This is a genomic window from Xanthomonas melonis (assembly GCF_020783655.1).
GTDB lineage: Bacteria > Pseudomonadota > Gammaproteobacteria > Xanthomonadales > Xanthomonadaceae > Xanthomonas > Xanthomonas melonis.
This window is the reverse complement of the sequence record NZ_JAJGQH010000014.1, coordinates 86,454-101,463: the sequence shown is the minus strand read 5'-3', so window position 1 is coordinate 101,463 and position 15,010 is coordinate 86,454. Positions and strand designations below refer to the sequence as shown.

At 66.7% G+C, this 15,010-nt stretch carries 17 protein-coding genes; 10 read left to right on the top strand and 7 right to left on the bottom strand.

From position 1 onward, the window contains the following. Nucleotides 1-10: 10 nt before the first annotated feature. The 3 genes from pstS (LL964_RS14910) to LL964_RS14900 form a co-directional block, all read right to left on the bottom strand. Nucleotides 11-1,102 (bottom strand): phosphate ABC transporter substrate-binding protein PstS, encoded by a 1,092-nt coding sequence (gene pstS, locus LL964_RS14910; protein ID WP_104587914.1) that lies wholly within the window; start codon nt 1,100-1,102, stop codon nt 11-13. Between the two features lie 343 nt (nt 1,103-1,445). Next, complete coding sequence (gene pstS / locus LL964_RS14905; RefSeq protein ID WP_104587913.1) at nt 1,446-2,465, bottom strand: phosphate ABC transporter substrate-binding protein PstS; 1,020 nt, start codon at nt 2,463-2,465, stop codon at nt 1,446-1,448. A gap of 174 nt (nt 2,466-2,639) precedes the next feature. Next, nucleotides 2,640-3,887 carry an OprO/OprP family phosphate-selective porin gene (locus LL964_RS14900; protein WP_104587912.1) on the bottom strand — a complete coding sequence of 416 codons (1,248 nt, stop codon included), beginning with the start codon at nt 3,885-3,887 and terminating at the stop codon, nt 2,640-2,642. A gap of 337 nt (nt 3,888-4,224) precedes the next feature. On the opposite strand from LL964_RS14900, the gene LL964_RS14895 reads away from it, so the two are divergent. The 3 genes from LL964_RS14895 to LL964_RS14885 all read left to right on the top strand — a co-directional run bounded on the left by LL964_RS14895 (nt 4,225) and on the right by LL964_RS14885 (nt 6,913). Then, the gene (locus tag LL964_RS14895) at nt 4,225-4,545 is read left to right on the top strand and encodes a hypothetical protein (RefSeq protein ID WP_208621461.1); all 321 of its coding nucleotides are present in this window, start codon (nt 4,225-4,227) and stop codon (nt 4,543-4,545) included. 116 nt (nt 4,546-4,661) lie between these two features. Next, nucleotides 4,662-5,342, top strand: a complete 681-nt coding sequence (locus LL964_RS14890; protein ID WP_104587910.1) for a carbonic anhydrase — start codon at nt 4,662-4,664, stop codon at nt 5,340-5,342. Nucleotides 5,343-5,353: 11 nt separating this feature from the next. After that, nucleotides 5,354-6,913 carry a SulP family inorganic anion transporter gene (locus LL964_RS14885; RefSeq protein ID WP_104587909.1) on the top strand — a complete coding sequence of 520 codons (1,560 nt, stop codon included), beginning with the start codon at nt 5,354-5,356 and terminating at the stop codon, nt 6,911-6,913. A gap of 201 nt (nt 6,914-7,114) precedes the next feature. On the opposite strand, the gene nth is transcribed toward LL964_RS14885, so the two are convergent. The 3 genes from nth to LL964_RS14870 are packed head-to-tail and all read right to left on the bottom strand — an operon-like array spanning nt 7,115 to nt 8,993. Next, on the bottom strand, nt 7,115-7,825 hold the full coding sequence (gene nth, locus LL964_RS14880; RefSeq protein WP_104587908.1) for an endonuclease III: 711 nt from the start codon (nt 7,823-7,825) through the stop codon (nt 7,115-7,117). Further along, entirely contained in the window at nt 7,822-8,202 is a 381-nt protein-coding gene (locus LL964_RS14875; RefSeq protein ID WP_104587978.1) for a hypothetical protein, read from the bottom strand. Before LL964_RS14875 ends, nth begins: the two co-directional genes overlap by 4 nt. Nucleotides 8,203-8,210: 8 nt before the next feature. After that, nucleotides 8,211-8,993: an enoyl-CoA hydratase-related protein gene (locus LL964_RS14870; RefSeq protein ID WP_104587907.1), complete on the bottom strand. Its 783-nt coding sequence runs from the start codon at nt 8,991-8,993 to the stop codon at nt 8,211-8,213. Between the two features lie 163 nt (nt 8,994-9,156). Between LL964_RS14870 and LL964_RS14865 the strand changes: the two genes are divergently transcribed. From LL964_RS14865 to LL964_RS14850, 4 genes are all read left to right on the top strand, one after another. Further along, nucleotides 9,157-9,855 carry an FKBP-type peptidyl-prolyl cis-trans isomerase N-terminal domain-containing protein gene (locus LL964_RS14865; protein WP_104587906.1) on the top strand — a complete coding sequence of 233 codons (699 nt, stop codon included), beginning with the start codon at nt 9,157-9,159 and terminating at the stop codon, nt 9,853-9,855. Between the two features lie 115 nt (nt 9,856-9,970). Further along, nucleotides 9,971-10,768 (top strand): CoA pyrophosphatase, encoded by a 798-nt coding sequence (locus tag LL964_RS14860; RefSeq protein ID WP_104587905.1) that lies wholly within the window; start codon nt 9,971-9,973, stop codon nt 10,766-10,768. After that, on the top strand, nt 10,765-11,637 hold the full coding sequence (locus tag LL964_RS14855; RefSeq protein ID WP_104587904.1) for a sulfurtransferase: 873 nt from the start codon (nt 10,765-10,767) through the stop codon (nt 11,635-11,637). The genes LL964_RS14860 and LL964_RS14855 overlap by 4 nt, the downstream gene beginning before the upstream one ends. 88 nt (nt 11,638-11,725) lie before the next feature. Beyond that, nucleotides 11,726-12,670 (top strand): DUF1684 domain-containing protein, encoded by a 945-nt coding sequence (locus LL964_RS14850; RefSeq protein WP_104587977.1) that lies wholly within the window; start codon nt 11,726-11,728, stop codon nt 12,668-12,670. 175 nt (nt 12,671-12,845) lie between these two features. On the opposite strand, the gene LL964_RS14845 is transcribed toward LL964_RS14850, so the two are convergent. After that, entirely contained in the window at nt 12,846-13,421 is a 576-nt protein-coding gene (locus tag LL964_RS14845) for an N-acetylmuramoyl-L-alanine amidase (protein ID WP_104587903.1), read from the bottom strand. 23 nt (nt 13,422-13,444) lie between these two features. On the opposite strand from LL964_RS14845, the gene LL964_RS14840 reads away from it, so the two are divergent. The 3 genes from LL964_RS14840 to LL964_RS14830 are packed head-to-tail and all read left to right on the top strand — an operon-like array spanning nt 13,445 to nt 15,004. Next, complete coding sequence (locus LL964_RS14840; RefSeq protein ID WP_104587902.1) at nt 13,445-13,936, top strand: MOSC domain-containing protein; 492 nt, start codon at nt 13,445-13,447, stop codon at nt 13,934-13,936. Beyond that, nucleotides 13,933-14,460: an alpha/beta fold hydrolase gene (locus tag LL964_RS14835; protein WP_104587901.1), complete on the top strand. Its 528-nt coding sequence runs from the start codon at nt 13,933-13,935 to the stop codon at nt 14,458-14,460. Before LL964_RS14840 ends, LL964_RS14835 begins: the two co-directional genes overlap by 4 nt. A gap of 37 nt (nt 14,461-14,497) precedes the next feature. Then, nucleotides 14,498-15,004: a GNAT family N-acetyltransferase gene (locus LL964_RS14830; protein ID WP_104587976.1), complete on the top strand. Its 507-nt coding sequence runs from the start codon at nt 14,498-14,500 to the stop codon at nt 15,002-15,004. Nucleotides 15,005-15,010 lie beyond the last annotated feature (6 nt).

Here is a 15,010-nt window from a genome sequence, read left to right as displayed (position 1 = left end):
GGTGCAGGCCTTACTTGAACTCGCTGCCCCAGTAGGCTTCGATCTGCTTCACCAGCTCCGGCGGCAGCGGCACGTAATGCAGTTCGCTGGCCTGGGCCTGGCCGTTTTCCAGCGCCCACTTGAAGAAGTCCAGCGTCGCCTTGCTGCGCGCCGCGTCCTTGGCCTGCTTGTGCATCAACATGAAATTGGTGGCGGTGATCGGCCAGGCCTTTTCGCCCGGCGCGTTGGTGATCACCAGGTTGAAGTCCTTGGCGTTGGCCCAGTCGGCACTGGCGGCCGCGGCGGCGAAGCTGTCCGCGTTCGGCTCCACCCACTGGCCGGCCGCGTTCTGCAGCGAGGTATAGGGCATCTTGTTCTGCAGCGCATAGGCCAGCTCGACATAGCCGATCGAGCCCTTGATCTGCTGCACGTACGAAGCCACGCCCTCGTTGCCCTTGCCGCCGACGCCGCCCGGCCATTGCACCGAGGTACCTTCGCCCACCTTGCTCTTCCACTCCGGGCTGACCTTGGACAGGTAGTTGGAGAAGTTGAAGGTGGTGCCCGAACCGTCTGAGCGATGCACCAGGTTGATCTTGGCAGCCGGCAGGGTCACGCCTGGGTTGGCCGCGACGATCGCCGCGTCGTTCCACATCGTGACCTTGCCCAGGAAGATGTCGCCCAGCAGTGCGCCGGTCAGGCGCAGCTTGCCCGGTGTGATGCCTTCCAGATTGACCACCGGTACCACGCCGCCGATGGCCGACGGGAACTGGCCCAGGCCGGCCTGCTGCAGTTCGGCGCTGTCCAGCGGCTTGTCGGTCGACCCGAAGTCCACGGTGCCGGCCTTGATCTGGGCGATGCCGCCGCCGGAGCCGATCGACTGGTAATTCACCTTGTTGCCGGTGGCGGCGTTGTAGTCGGCCGACCACTTGGACACCAGCGGATAGATGAAGGACGCACCGGCACCCGAGATTTCGGCGCTCTTGCTGTCGCCTGCCGTTGCGCCGGCGCTGGCGGCGCCCTTGGTCGCGTCGCCGGATTGCGCGTCCTTGCCGGGCGAGCACGCGGCAAGCGCGATGGCGAGGGTAAGAGACAGGGCGGTCAGGCTGGCCGACTGCAATTTCATGGAAGCTCCGAGACTGGATTGGCCGGATGTCCGGCAGACCACGCTATGAAATGATGTTTTTGTTACACGTGCATGACAGCGTCTTCTGGCGAAGGCATCACAAAAAAAGACGCGGACCACGGAGGGCGGTACACCCTCCGGGATCCGCGTCCCGGTCCCGGCGCCGGGGAGAGAGACGGCGTCGGTCCTGACCTGCTGGGCGCCTACGGCGAGGGCGGCAAGACAGGATTCACCACGTGCCAGCCGATGCGCCTGGGGCAGGGTGTCTGCGTAGACCACGGTCCCCTACCGGCCGAGGCATCGCATGTCCCTGTTGCCACCGCATCGCCGAGATGCGGTGTGCTCAGTGCGGCAGGTTCGTGGCCCAATACGCTTCGATCCGGGTCACCAGCGCGTCCGGCAGCGGCACATAGTCCAGTTGCTTGGCCTGCGTATCGCCCTTGCTGTACACCCAGCGGAAGAACTCCAGGGTGTTCTTCAGGCCGGCCGGATTCTTGGGCTTCTTCTGCACCAGGATGAAATTGGTGGCGGTGATCGGCCAGGCGTTTTCGCCGGCGGCATTGGTCATCACCAGGTAGAAGTCCTTGGCATTGCCCCAGTCGGCGCTATCGGCTGCGGCGGCGAAACTCTCATCGGACGGCTGCACGAACTTGCCGGCCGCATTCTTCATCGCCGTGTAGGCCATCTTGTTCTGCAGCGCGTACGAGAGCTCGACATAGCCGATGCCGCCCTTGATCTGCTTCACGTAGGCGGCCACGCCCTCGTTGCCCTTGCCGCCGATACCGGTCGGCCACTGCACGGCGGTGCCTTCGCCGACCTTGCCCTTCCAGTCGGCGTTGACCTTGGACAGGTAATTGGTGAAGTTGAAGCTGGTGCCCGAACCATCGGAACGGTGCACCACGGTGATCTTGCCGGCCGGCAGCTTCATGCCCGGGTTGAGCGCGGCGATGGCCGGATCGTTCCAGGTGCTGACCTTGCCCAGGAAGATGTCGCCCAGGATCTTGCCATCGAGCTTGAGCGCACCGGCCGCGATGCCCGGCACGTTGACCACCGGCACCACGCCGCCGATCACCGACGGGAACTGCGCCAGGCCGGCGGCGGCCAGCTCTTCCGGCTTCAGTGGCGCATCGGAGGAACCGAAGTCCACGCTGGCGGCCTTGATCTGCGCGATGCCGCCACCCGAGCCGATCGACTGATAGTTGACCTGCTTCTTGGTGGCGGTGTTGTAGTCGGCCGACCACTTGGACATCACCGGATAGATGAACGACGCACCGGCACCGGTGACGTCGGCGGCCTGGGCGCACAGCGCCAGCGAAGCGGCGAGTACGCCGACGGCCAGACGGGTCTTGAAGAGATGGATCACGAAGCGGCTCCAGAATGGGTTGGGTCAAGACAGCCCCGCAGTCGCGCCATTGCAGGGCAGGGGCGTGACCGCGCGGTGTCGCATGGATGACAGATCGATGACGGGCAGGGACGTGCCCGCGGTGACAGAGAGTTGCAGGTGGGCGTGCATGGGCGCAGCCCGGCACCGACGGCACTACCAATAGAACTGCGCGCGCGCCTCGACGATCGACGGGTTGTCGTCGACCAGACCCCGGGTGGTGCTGTTGTAACGGGTGCTCTCGACCTTGGCGTAGTTCAGCGCGAGCTTGAAGTTGGAGCGCCAGTACCAGTTCGCACCGATCGTCCAGACGTCCATCTTGCCGCCCAGCACGCCATCGACGAACGGCGTGTTGCCGTTGGACACCAGGTGGCCGTCGTTGAGATCCAGGGTGTCGTAGCGCACCGCCAGTTGCCACATGCCCGAGGCCGGCGCATTGGGTAGCGGGGTGGTCGGCACGCCGGCCTTGTAGCCCCAGGTCTCGCCGGTCAGGTTCCAGACGCCGCTGACATACCAGCCGTCACTCTTGTAGTCCTGCGCGTTGCCGATGCGCTTGGCGTCTTCCTGGAAATACTCGCCCTGCAGCTTGAACGGGCCGCCGATCCACATCGCCTCGGCGCCGGCCACGCCCACGCGGTCCACATTGGTGAGCGCGCCGGTGTCGATCAGGCGAATGGTGGTGAGGTCCGCATCCGGGCGCGCACGCAGGCGCAAGGTGTCGTCGTCGGTGTCGTAGTCCAGATAGCTCAGGCCGAAGTGCAGCACACGGCCGGCTTCGTTGATCGGGGCCCAGGTGCCGCGTGCCCCATAGCCGCTGCCGTGGGCCTGGTTGCGGGTCAGTTCGCGGCCGAAGGCGCTGGCTGTCACGCTCCAGTCGTTGTCGCCCATGGCATAGGCCACGCCGAGGCGACGCGAGATGCCGTAGGTGTTGGTGACCGCGGCCTTGGAGACGAAGTCGTTGTTCCGGGTGCTGGACAGTTCTTCCAGGCTGTTGGGCTGCTTGAACTGGCCGATCTGCAGGTAGTTGTTGGCGTTGCCGCCGAACTTGTACTTGATGTTGTTGTCCAGGAAGCGCCCGCTGCTGCGGATGGTGGTACCCCGGATGGTCACCTCCTTCAGCACGCTCGGGTCGTAGCCGGCCACCCAGTCGATATTGCCCGGGCCCTTGCCCTTGAGCGACAACTCGGCGCGGCGGATGCTGAATTCGGAGTTGTCGCCGTTCGCACCGATCGGGCCATTGAGATCCTGCACATCGTTGTGGAACCAGTTGCCATCGGCCTGGATCAGGCCCTCCAGCGAGATCTCCGAGCCGCCGATGACGTCGATGGCGATCTCGGCGTGCGCTGCCGGCGCAGCGAGCACCAGCAGCAATGCGGAGCAGAGCAGGGTAGGAGCGGATTTCATGGAGCGTGCGACCTGGCGGGAAAGTGGGCGCAGGCTATGGTGTGAAGGTTGCGTTAATGTGACAAATCGGCAAACCGTCACATTGTATTTTTTGTCAATAAAGACAATAGTTTACGGGTGTTTCAATTATGTCGTCGTGTGTCGTCGGCCTGAACGTCGCCAGCGTGTGACCACCGTCCGGAGAGCGGGAAAATCGGCACCCGGCGGGTTGCCGGGCTGGCGACCTGAACCGGAAACATGACACCCTGAACATATATGTCAGCTTGTGCAACGCACCACTTGCATATGCCCGTTCCAACTTGTTAGTTTCGAGGCCATGTTTCCGCGAATTCTCCAACTGCTGCTGGTCTGCCTGCTCGCGCTCGGCGTGTGGTCGGCTGCCAGTGCCCAGACGCGCGTCCAGGACGCGTGGCTGGGCGACGGCGTGGCGATGATGGCGGAGGCTGGCGACGAGCGTGATAGCGCAGACATCCTGCAGGGCGATGCCGACGCGCAGAGCCAGGTCGACACCCATCCTGCAGACGATATTCCCTTGCCCTCCCAGGCTTGGCCGATGCTGGCGCGATACTCGCCCTCCTGGCATGCGCACCATGCGCCTGCCAATCAGAAACGCGACCTGATCCCACAACTGCGTCCTCCAAACGCGTTGCTTGGCTGATCCCCGCTGTCGCGATACCCGGTGCGCTACGCGCCGGCTTTCTCTTTGATTTGATTGTCTTTTTCAATCCGCGGCTCGCGTCGGGGATTGCTATCCGTTGCCTAGAGGAATCTCCCATGGAAAGTTTGCTAGAAGGTTTTCGCCATTTCCGTAAGGAAGTCTATCCGCGCCAGAGTGCGCGCTTTCAGGAGCTGGCCGGCGGCCAGAGCCCGCACACGCTGTTCATCACCTGCGCCGATTCGCGCGTCATGCCGGAATTGATCTTCTCCGCGCAACCCGGTGAACTGTTCGTCTACCGCAACATCGGCAACGTGGTGCCGCCGTACTCGCAGCACGTCAGCGGTGTGGTCGCGGCGATCGAATACGCCATCGCCGTGCTGGGCGTGCGTCACATCGTGATCTGCGGACACACCGACTGCGGCGCGATGAAGGCCGTACTCAAGCCGGAATCGCTGGAAGACGTGCCCTCCGTGGCGGCCTGGCTCAAGCACACCGACGCAGCGCGTCATGTCACCGCCCACCACGGCCACGATCCGCACAGCCATGATGCACTGAGCTGCATGACCGAGGAAAACGTGGTCTCGCAGCTGGATCACCTGCGCACCCAGCCGGTGGTTGCCGCGCGTCTGGCTGCCGGTACCTTGCGCATCCATGGCTGGATCTACGACATCGCCCATGGCGATATCCGCGCATTCGATGCCGAGAAGGGCGGCTTCCGGCCGTTGCTGGCCGATAGCACGCCCGAAGCCACCCCGCGTCCGCGACTGCAGCAAGTCGTTCGCGCCGAACTCGCCTGACGGAGCCGATCATGAGCACATCAGGTATCGGCGGATATTTCCGTCAGGGACTGTTCGGGCGCGATTTGTTGTCGTCGGTCGTGGTCTTCCTGGTCGCATTGCCCTTGTGCATGGGCATCGCGATCGCTTCCGGCATGCCGCCGGCCGCAGGCTTGATTACCGGCATCGTCGGTGGTCTGGTCGTCGGCTTCCTGGCGGGCTCTCCTCTGCAGGTGAGCGGGCCGGCCGCCGGCCTGGCTGTGTTGGTGTTCGAGCTGGTGCGTGAGCATGGTGCCGCAGCCCTGGGGCCGGTGATCCTGGTCGCCGGTGCGATCCAGCTCATCGCCGGCCTGTGCCGCGCAGGCGTGTGGTTCCGCATGACATCGCCGGCCGTGGTGGCCGGCATGTTGTCCGGCATCGGCATCCTGATCGTGGCCTCGCAGGCGCATGTGCTGATGGATGCAGCGCCCAAGGCGCGTGGTCTGGAGAACTTCGCTGCACTGCCTGGCGTGTTGTGGCAGGCCATCAGCGAAGGCACCGGGCGCACCGCGTTGTTCGTGGGTCTGGCGACGATCGGCATCATCCTGGCTTGGGAGAAGCTGCGTCCGCAGCGTCTGCGCTTCCTGCCCGGCGCGCTGATCGCAGTGGTCGCCGTCACCGCCACCGCGCAGTTGCAGGGGCTGAACGTCAATCGCGTTGACGTTCCGACCAATCTGTTCTCCGCGATCTCCATCCCCAGCGTTTCCGACATCTTCGGCGTGTTCAACCACACGCTGCTGGTGTCGGCAGTGACCTTCGCGTTCATCGCCAGTGCCGAGACCCTGCTGTCGGCAGCGGCCGTGGACCGCATGCATCAGGGTGCACGCACGCAGTACGACCGCGAGCTGGCGGCACAGGGTGTGGGCAATATGCTGTGCGGTTTCCTGGGTGCGTTGCCGATGACCGGCGTGATCGTGCGCAGTGCGGCCAACGTGCAGGCCGGTGCCGCCACACGCGCGTCGACCATCCTGCATGGCAGCTGGCTGCTGGTGTTCGCAATGCTGCTGCCGTGGCTGTTGCGGATGACGCCGGTGGCGTGTCTGGCCGGCATCCTGGTCTACACGGGCGTGAAGATGATCAAGATCGGGCAGGTCAAGGAACTGGCGACCTATGGCCGTGGAACGGCTGCGATCTATCTGGCGACCACTCTGGCGATCGTGGCGACCGACTTGCTGACCGGCGTGCTGATCGGCTTCGGACTGTCGCTGTTCCGTCTGGCGCTGCACTCCTCGCGTCTGAAGGTCGAAGTGCGCGAGCACGCCGACAAGAAGGACGAGATGCATCTGACCCTGCAGGGTTCGGCCACCTTCCTGAAAGTGCCGGCAATGGCGCGTACGCTGGAAAGCGTGCCGCCGAACACCGCGCTGCATCTGGACGTGGCCAAGCTGCATCACGTCGACCACGCCTGCATCGAGTTGCTGCGTGATTGGAGCCGGAACGCGGCTTCGCGCGGGTGCGAACTGGTGGTGGACTGGAACGAGCTGGATCGTCGCGTCGAAGGCCCGGCGAAAACCGAAACTGCGGTGGTGGACGCGCCGCGCAAGGCGGCCTGACGCCGTTGCAGCCCCGGCGTACGCGCCGGGGCCAGTGTGTCGCGATCGGATGATGCATGGCGCCATAAGACGCATCATCCGGTCGCGATTTTTTTGGGCCGGGATGTGGGAAGCGGGATTTGGGATTCGCAAAAGCACGTGCCGGCTTTGTCGGCGTGATGGCCTGGCGTCGGTTTGCGGGTTGGTTGTCGTGACGCCTGGTCAGCCTTTGGGTGCTCTCGGCCGTTCGGCGGGTGCGGGGGTCTTGTCGCGATAGCGGCACAGGTCGTGGATCACGCAGCCTGGGCAATCGGGTTTGCGCGCCTTGCAGACATAGCGGCCATGCAGGATCAGCCAGTGGTGCGCGTCATGCAGGAACTCGGCGGGAATGACCTTGACCAGCAGGTCTTCGACGGCGCGCACGTCCTTGCCGGGCGCCAGGCCGGTGCGGTTGGCGACGCGGAAGATATGCGTATCCACCGCCATGGTCGGCTCGCCGAACGCGGTGTTGAGCACCACATTGGCGGTCTTGCGGCCAACGCCGGGCAGCGCCTCCAATGCGGCGCGGTCGTGCGGGACCTCGCCGCCGTACTGCTCCAGCAGGATGCGGCAGGTGGCGATGGCGTTCTTGGCCTTGGCGTTGAACAGCCCGATGGTGGAGATATAGCGCTTCAGGCCCTCTTCGCCCAGATCCAGGATGTCGCGCGGCGTGTTGGCCACCGGATACAGCTTGCGGGTGGCCTTGTTGACGCCGACATCGGTGGCCTGCGCCGACAGCAGCACCGCGATCAACAACTCGAACGGGGTGGTGTATTCCAGTTCGGTGGTGGGGTGCGGATTGAGTTCGCGCAGGCGTTCGAACATTTCCTGTATGTCGGGCTTGCGCATGCGGCCGCCGCGGCGTGCCGGAGCAAGCGAAGGCGTGGCGCTCATGTCGGGTTCTGGCCTGCCGCCCGGGCTTTGGCGCGCGCCAGGATCGCCGCTGCCAACGGCGGCAGCGCGGGGGCTGCCGGCTGGCTGGGTGCCGGTGGTGGCGTACGGCGGGCATCGCGTTCTGCGGCACGCCGCTGCAGCCGCGCCGCGCGTGCGCGGTAGCGTTCTCGGGCGGCCCAGGCAACGCGCAGGCGTTGTTGCGCGGCGAGCAGCGCGGCAACCACCTGCGCGGTCGCCGGATCGCCAGCGTCGGCGTGCGGTTCGGGCCGGTAGTCCATCAAGCCAAGCGCCAGCGCGCGATCGAGATCGTCGGCCTGCACGCAGTCGAACAGTTGTAGAGGCAGCGGGCGGGGTAAGGCAGCGGTGTCGGGCAGCATGGCCGCGCTCACCGGTTGCGGAACTGCGCGGGGCGCTTTTCGATGAAGGCGCGAGTGCCTTCGCGCATGTCCTCGCTGGCGAACAGTAGCGAAAACTGCGCGGTTTCCAGCTGCAGACCTTCTTCGATGCCGCATTCGCCGCCGAACGTCACCGCGTCCAGGACGCCGCGCACGGCCAGCGGCGCGGCGGTTGCCAGGCGCTGCGCCATGGCCAGGGTCTCTTGTTGCAGGGCGTCCGGTTCCACCACGCGGTTGACCAGGCCCAGTTGCAGGGCGCGGGAGGCTTCGATGGGCGCGCCGAGCAGGCATAGCTCCAGCGCAGCAGCGCGCCCGGTCAGGCGAAGCAGGCGCTGGGTGCCGCCAAAGCCCGGGATCAGGCCGAGGTTGATTTCCGGTTGGCCCAGACGCGCGGTGGCCGCGGCGATGCGCAGATGGCAGGCCATCGCCAGCTCAAGCCCGCCACCGAGCGCAAAACCGTTGACCATGGCGATCACCGGCTTGGGCATGCGTTCGATGCGGCGCATCAACCGTTGACCGACCAGGGAGAATTCGCGTCCTTCCATTGCCGACAGCGCGCTCATTTCGGCGATATCCGCGCCCGCCACGAAGGACTTGGGGCCGGCCCCGGTCAGGACCACGACCCGCACGTCATCGGCATTGGCCGCGTCTGCAAAGGCCTGGTCCAGCGCCAGCATGGTGTCGCGATTCAGGGCGTTCAGTTTGTCCGGTCGATTGACCGTAATGGTCCGGACGGTGGCGTGGTCGGCGATCAGAATGGCGTCAGTGGACATCGGGAACCTTGCGAACGTAAAAAAATAGTAAATGCGGAACTTCCGAAAGCCTTGCTGGTCCTAGCTTTCGCGACAAGTAGCGGTTCGGTATCGCGGCCGCTATCCTAGCGCGTCATCTCAGGCGGCAGACCCGTCCTGTGCCACCACCCTGGAGAATTGTTTGATGAAGTTGCGTTCTATCGCGGTCGCCGTGGCGGCCCTGGCCCTGACGGGCAATGCACTGGCCCAGGACACGACGTCCGAGAAGGGCAAGTTGAGCTACTACTTCGGTTACGACTACGGCAACAACCTTGCCGAGCTCTCCGGTCGCGGCGAGCAGCTCGACATCAACTCGGTGGTCAAGGGTCTGCAGGACGCCTACGCCAAGAAGCAGCCGGCGATCACCGCCGATCAGCTGAAGCCGGCCGTGGAAGCGTTCCAGAAGCGTGAGCAGGGCCGTGCACAGCAGGCCAAGGCCGAATACGACAAGGCCGCTGCCGCCAACAAGACCAAGAGCGACGCGTTCCTGGCCAAGAACAAGGGCACTGCGGGCGTGCAGACGCTGCCGAGCGGTGTGCAGTACCGCGTGATCGAAGCGGGCAAGGGCGCCAAGCCGACCCAGGCCAGCACGGTGCAGCTGGAAGTGGCCGGTCCGTTCCCCTTCGGCGACCGTGAGAAGGCGCGTCCGGCGCAGCAGATCCCGGCCATCAAGGTCAGCGAAGTCGAGATGCAGGCCATGCGCGACACCTTGCTGCAGATGCCGGCCGGTTCCAAGTGGGAAGTGACCCTGCCGCCGGAAAAGGCCTATGGCGCCGATCCGCGGACCCCGTTCCCGCCGAACGTGGCGGTGCAGTTCGAGATCAAGCTGGTCAGCGTCAAGTAATCGCATCCGATGGTGCAGTGACAACGCCGGCCGTGGGCCGGCGTTGTCGTTTCGATCCGTCCAACTGTTCGGGCAATGCGATGCGAAGCCACTTCGGCGAGCCCAGGAGCGGGCGATGAGCGGCACTGCTGCGGCCAACGGGCGGCTGCCCAGCCCGTGTATCGGTGTATGTTCGCTGGACACGCAGTCGCACTGCGTCGGTTGCCTGCGCAGCCTGGATGAAATCGCACGCTGGATGAGCATGAGTGAGACCGAACGCCAGGAGTTGTTGCAGACCGTGCTGCCGGCGCGCGCGCTGGTGGCAGCGCTGGCCGAATACGCGCAGCTGCAGCGTGCGCTGTACCCGCTGGACACCGCACCGGATGGACCGGGCTGGAATCACGCCGAACTGGTGGATCTGAGTGAAGGCGGCCGCCTGGCCGAGGCGGCGGTGCTGTGCGGGCTGGTGCCGCGCGCGGAAGGCACCATGGTGTTGCTGACCCGGCGCACCGACAGCCTGCGTCACCATGCCGGGCAGGTCAGCTTTCCCGGTGGGCGGATCGAGCCTTCCGATGCCGATGCGGCGGCCGCAGCGTTACGCGAGAGCTGCGAGGAGATCGCGCTGGGCGCGCAGCAGGTGCATGTCCTGGGTTATCTGGATCCATTTCTGACCGTCAGCGGATTCCGGGTGACGCCGGTGGTGGCGGTGATCGATCCCGCGTTCGTCGCAGTCCCGCAGCCCGACGAGGTGGCCGAGGTGTTCGAAGTGCCGCTGGCCTACCTGATGGAGGCGGACAACCTGCGCAGCGTGGAACTGGAGTTCCGCGGGCGGCCGCGGCGTGTGCTCGAATACGACTGGCCCGGGCAGCGCATCTGGGGCGCCACCGCCGCCATTCTTCTCAATCTCCGTCGCCGCCTGGAGCAGGTTGCATGAGTGCCGATCCGAACTGGACCACCTTGGTCGACAGCGCCGCGCTGGCGGCTGTCTTGGAACACCCGCAGTTGCGCCTGCTGGACGCGCGCGCTGCGCCGCCGACCGCACCGGATCCGGCGGCCGCACGCATCGCCTATGCGCAGGGGCATCTGCCGGGCGCCCATTACGCCGATCTGGATGGCGATCTGGCCGACCTGTCGCGCGCCGGGCAAGGGCGGCATCCGCTGCCGCATGGCGCGACCTTCGCCGGGCGTCTGGGTGCCTGGGGCATCGATCCACAGAGTCAGGTCGTGGTCTACGACGCGGGCGACGGCAGCATGGCCGCCGCGCGCGCCTGGTGGATGTTGCGGCTGATGGGCCATCGCCGCGTGGCGGTACTCGACGGTGGGCTGGCCGCCTGGCGTGCCGCCGGCTTGCCGGAGACGACGCAGCTGCCGGCAAGGCGCGATGGCCCTGCATATCCGGGCCGTTTCGACGCCGATGCGGTGGTCGATGCCGAATATCTGCTGGCACGGCTGCAGCAGCCGCCGGGTTGGCTGCTGGACGCGCGGGCGGGCGAGCGCTTTCGCGGTGAAGTGGAGCCGATCGATCCGGTCGCCGGGCACGTGCCCGGCGCGCTGAATCGTCCGCTGGGCCTGAGTCTGCGCGACGGCCGCTTCAAACCCGCCGAGGAATTGCGCGCCGAGCTGTCGGCGTTGCTGGGAGCGTATCCACCGGAGCAGGCGGTGGTGATGTGCGGATCGGGTGTGACCGCCTGCCATCTGCTGCTGGCGCTGGAAGTGGCCGGCCTTTCCGGTGCGCGTGTGTACGCGGGCTCGTGGAGCGGTTGGCTGCAGGATCCGGCGCGCCCGGTCGAAACCACGGGCTGATGCATGCACAATGGCTGCAGGAACGGTGGCCTGTGCAAGTGCGGGCTCGCTGCGCGGAGCGCAGTTTCTTGCGGTGGTGGGGACGCGCATGTGGCTGCAATGGCGAGCTTGTCTCGTGGGGGTGGCGCTGTGTTCGATGGCGGCGTGTAGTGCAGGGTCGACAGCCGAGGCCGACGGTACGCCGGAGGACCGGCTCGGCGACGCGCAATCCAGTTACCAACTGACGCTGGCGCATGCCCGCGCGCAGCGCCTGGCGCGCCTGCGTGCGCCCGAGGGCTGGCTGAGTTTCATCGGTTCGGGCCGTGTGCAGGTGGGCCGACACCGGGTGGGCAGCGATGCAGACAGCGATATCGTGCTGCCGGTCGGGCCGGCGCAACTGGGGCAGCTGACCCTGGATGCGCAAGGCCATGCGCGATTCGAGGTGGCACAAGGCGCTGCGGTGACGGTCAACGGCCAGCCGGTGCAGGTCGCGGAGCTGCGGCCGGAGCGTGCGGGGCAGCGGGGCGATCGCCTGGAAATGGAAGGGAGGCAGTTCTTTCTGGTGCAGACCGGCCACGCATTCGGCTGGCGGTTGCGGGATCCGGCGGCGCCTGGATTGAGCCAGTTCGAGGGGCTGGAGTACTTTCCCACCGATCCGCGCTGGCGCGTGCGGGCGCACTGGCAAGCCTACGAACCCGCGCGCACCGCGACGCTGCTGACGTCGATCGGGACCACGCTGACGGTGCAGGTGCCGGGCGAGGCGGTGTTCGCACGCGACGGACGGCATTACCGCCTGCAGCCGATCGCGCAGGATGGCGGCGGTCTGGTGTTCCTGTTCGCCGACCGCACCAGCGGCAAGGAGAGCTACGGCGGCGCGCGCTATCTGGTCACCGCGTTGCCGCACGATGGCCAGGTGGTGCTCGACTTCAACCTGGCCGAAAACCCGCCCTGCGCCTTCACGCCGCATGCGGTCTGTCCCATCGCGCCGTTGCAGAATCGCCTGGCGATTGCGGTGAATGCGGGGGAAACCCTCTATCGCCCCGCCGATCCCTGAGCCGGCGCAGGCGTGGCGCCGATTTCTGGGTCGATCGCAGCGATGGCATTGCAGCGCGCCCGGCCGCGTCAGCGCATCGGCCGGAGTGGTGCAATGGATCGATCGCCAGCGTGATGGGCGGCACGCGCGCGCAGCCGTGCCGGGCTTTGGACAGACCTGTGCGTTTGGGCGCCGCTCAGCGCAGGCGGTGCGACCAGGCAACCGCCGCTTCGATCCGTGCCCATGGGAACAGCGGGCCGGGGTCGAGCTTGCGCCGGATCTTGCAGGCCGGATCGTCGCTGGCCGCTTCGAGGGTGGTGTCCAGCTCCTGGTGGCCGGCAATGCGGCGTACCGAAGGAAGCTGTTGTTGCAACCACTGCAGCAGCGTGACGAGTGCGGCGATCTGCGCATCCGGGTAGGGCTCGTGCATCGTCTGATGGCGCGAATCCAGCCAGTGCGGATAGCGGCCGCTGTTGACCAGTTCGATGCCCAGCGTATGCGGGTTGTGGCCGCGGACATGGTGCGCGACGCGGTCCAGCGCGACGTATTGCTGGATGCTGCCGTTGCGGTCGATGTAGTAATGCCCGCTGTTGCCGGTGCCGCTGTCGTACAGCACGCGCTCGCCGTAGTCGCGCGCCATCGCCATGTCCGGCAGTTCCGTGCAGTGGATGACCACCATGTCGATCTGGCCGAGCGCGCGGCGGGCCAGGCGCGATTCGTAAGGCAACGGCGCGTAGGTGATCGGCGGCGACGGCAGGGCGGCATCGGACATGAAGCGGATGCTAGCATTGCCCGATGGCTTTGAATCCCGACAGCCCGCTGGGCAAATTGATGGCGACGCTGCCGCAGACCGGTCAGGTGACCTGGATCGGCGTGCGCCCTGCGCGCGATGCGCGCATGCTGGAGGTGGATGCGGTGCAGGCCACCGCCGGTCTCGGTCTGGTGGGCGATCGCTACCAGGGCGGCAGTGGCAAGCGTGGAGTCACCCTGATCCAGGCCGAGCATCTGCCGGTGATCGCGTCACTGGCCGGGCATGCGGCGATCGCGCCGGCCACCCTGCGCCGCAATCTGGTGGTGGGCGGCATCCCGTTGATTGCCTTGAAGGGGCGGCGGTTCCGGATCGGCGATGTCGAACTGGAAGGCACCGAACCGTGCGACCCCTGCTCGCGCATGGAAGAGGCGCTGGGCGCGGGAGGCTATAACGCGATGCGCGGGCACGGCGGCCTGTGCGCGCGCATCCTGCGCGGCGGCGTGCTGCGTCTGGGCGATGCGGTGCAGGCGCTATGAGTCGCGGTCACTGCATTCTGGCGCACGGGTTCGAAAGCGGCCCGGCGGCACGCAAGGTCAGCGCACTGGCCGAGGTGGCCGAGCGCCTGGGCTGGACCCACGAGCGCCCGGATTTCACCGACCTGGACGCGCAGCGCGACATCAGCCGGCTCGGCGATGTGCAGGGTCGGCTGCAACGCCTGCTGCAGATCGCACGCGCCGCTGCCGACAAGGGGCCGCTGGTGCTGGTCGGTTCCAGTCTGGGCGCGTACATCGCCGCGCAGGTGTCGCTGCAGGTGCCGGTGAGGGGCCTGTTCCTGATGGTGCCGCCGACGACCATGGGCCCGCTGCCGGCGCTGGACGCCGCGCAGGTGCCGATCTCGATCGTGCATGCCTGGCGCGATGCGCTGATTCCCGCGGCGGACGTGATCGCCTGGGCACAGGCGCGGTGTGCGCGGCTGCTGCTGGTCGACGACGAACACGATCTGGCCGCGCACGTGGACGTGTCCGCGAGCGCGTTCGCCGACTTGTTGGGCAGCCTGTGATGCGCGCGCACACGTGCCTGCCGCGCGGCCAATGACGATGGATGTGCTGATACGCGAGGCCACCGCAGGCGATGCGGCCGCCATCGAGATCCTGACCATGGTGGCGTTCATGCGCGAGCCGCAAAGCCGCCACGACGCGCACCAGGTGATCGCCGCACTGCGCGAAGACGGCGCGCTGGCGCTGTCGCTGGTGGCCGATCACGAGGGCTACGTGGTCGGGCATGTGGCGGTGTCGCCGGTAGCGCTGTCGGACGAGGCGTCCGGTTGGTATGCACTGGGTCCGCTGGCAGTGGGGCCAGGGCATCAACGGCAGGGCCTGGGCACGCGGCTGGCGCAGGCCGCGCTGGCCACGCTGCGCGAGCGCGGCGCGGCAGGCTGCGTGGCGTTGGGCGCGCCGGCCTTCTTCCAGCGCTTGGGATTCGCGGTCGAACCCGGCCTGACATTGCCCGGCGCGGTCGTCCCCGAGCTGCAGGCGCTGGCATTCGGCGACCGCCTGCTGCCGTTGGCCGACGTCGCCTATCACCCGGCATTCGGACTGGGCTGAGCCGTG

Excerpts from the sequence above, each read along its gene's own strand:
- pstS (WP_104587914.1), bottom strand. The coding sequence starts at position 1,102 with ATGAAATTGCAGTCGGCCAGCCTGACCGCCCTGTCTCTTACCCTCGCC.
- LL964_RS14900 (WP_104587912.1), bottom strand. The coding sequence starts at position 3,887 with ATGAAATCCGCTCCTACCCTGCTCTGCTCCGCATTGCTGCTGGTGCTC.
- LL964_RS14890 (WP_104587910.1), top strand. The coding sequence starts at position 4,662 with ATGGAAAGTTTGCTAGAAGGTTTTCGCCATTTCCGTAAGGAAGTCTAT.
- LL964_RS14885 (WP_104587909.1), top strand. The coding sequence starts at position 5,354 with ATGAGCACATCAGGTATCGGCGGATATTTCCGTCAGGGACTGTTCGGG.
- nth (WP_104587908.1), bottom strand. The coding sequence starts at position 7,825 with ATGAGCGCCACGCCTTCGCTTGCTCCGGCACGCCGCGGCGGCCGCATG.
- LL964_RS14875 (WP_104587978.1), bottom strand. The coding sequence starts at position 8,202 with ATGCTGCCCGACACCGCTGCCTTACCCCGCCCGCTGCCTCTACAACTG.
- LL964_RS14870 (WP_104587907.1), bottom strand. The coding sequence starts at position 8,993 with ATGTCCACTGACGCCATTCTGATCGCCGACCACGCCACCGTCCGGACC.
- LL964_RS14865 (WP_104587906.1), top strand. The coding sequence starts at position 9,157 with ATGAAGTTGCGTTCTATCGCGGTCGCCGTGGCGGCCCTGGCCCTGACG.
- LL964_RS14860 (WP_104587905.1), top strand. The coding sequence starts at position 9,971 with ATGAGCGGCACTGCTGCGGCCAACGGGCGGCTGCCCAGCCCGTGTATC.
- LL964_RS14855 (WP_104587904.1), top strand. The coding sequence starts at position 10,765 with ATGAGTGCCGATCCGAACTGGACCACCTTGGTCGACAGCGCCGCGCTG.
- LL964_RS14850 (WP_104587977.1), top strand. The coding sequence starts at position 11,726 with ATGTGGCTGCAATGGCGAGCTTGTCTCGTGGGGGTGGCGCTGTGTTCG.
- LL964_RS14845 (WP_104587903.1), bottom strand. The coding sequence starts at position 13,421 with ATGTCCGATGCCGCCCTGCCGTCGCCGCCGATCACCTACGCGCCGTTG.
- LL964_RS14840 (WP_104587902.1), top strand. The coding sequence starts at position 13,445 with ATGGCTTTGAATCCCGACAGCCCGCTGGGCAAATTGATGGCGACGCTG.
- LL964_RS14835 (WP_104587901.1), top strand. The coding sequence starts at position 13,933 with ATGAGTCGCGGTCACTGCATTCTGGCGCACGGGTTCGAAAGCGGCCCG.
- LL964_RS14830 (WP_104587976.1), top strand. The coding sequence starts at position 14,498 with ATGGATGTGCTGATACGCGAGGCCACCGCAGGCGATGCGGCCGCCATC.